The sequence below is a fragment of the Mycobacterium sp. Soil_C_30 genome, from assembly GCF_057656995.1.
This window is the reverse complement of record NZ_JBDGJH010000067.1, coordinates 1-400: the sequence shown is the minus strand read 5'-3', so window position 1 is coordinate 400 and position 400 is coordinate 1. Positions and strand designations below refer to the sequence as shown.

Annotated in this window: 1 protein-coding gene; it reads right to left on the bottom strand. The window is 68.2% G+C overall.

The genetic code is table 11. The features are described 5' to 3' along the window. A partial coding sequence (locus AC3A6P_RS36140) for an AMP-binding protein (protein ID WP_487697469.1) occupies positions 1-400 on the bottom strand: 400 nt, incomplete at both ends.

Here is a 400-nt window from a genome sequence, read left to right as displayed (position 1 = left end):
CGGTGTCCGGAGATGTTCATGACGTCATCGATGCGGCCCAGCACCCAGATCTCGCCGTCGCTGCCATAGCGGGCGCCGTCGCCGGCGAAGTACCAACCCTGCTCGGCGAAGCGCGACCAGTAGGTCTCCTTGAACCGCTGCTCGTCGCCCCAGATGCCGCGCAGCATCGACGGCCACGGCTTGTCGAGCACCAGGTAGCCGGAGACCTGTTCACCGTGGTCGGTGCCGGGGGCGAGTTCGTTGCCGTCGTCGTCGACGATCTTGGCCGAGATCCCGGGCAGGGCCCGCATCGCCGAACCCGGTTTGGCGTGCGTGACGCCGGGCAGTGGGGAGATCATGATGGCGCCGGTTTCGGTCTGCCACCAGGTGTCCACGATCGGGGTGGCGTCGGCGCCGAAGG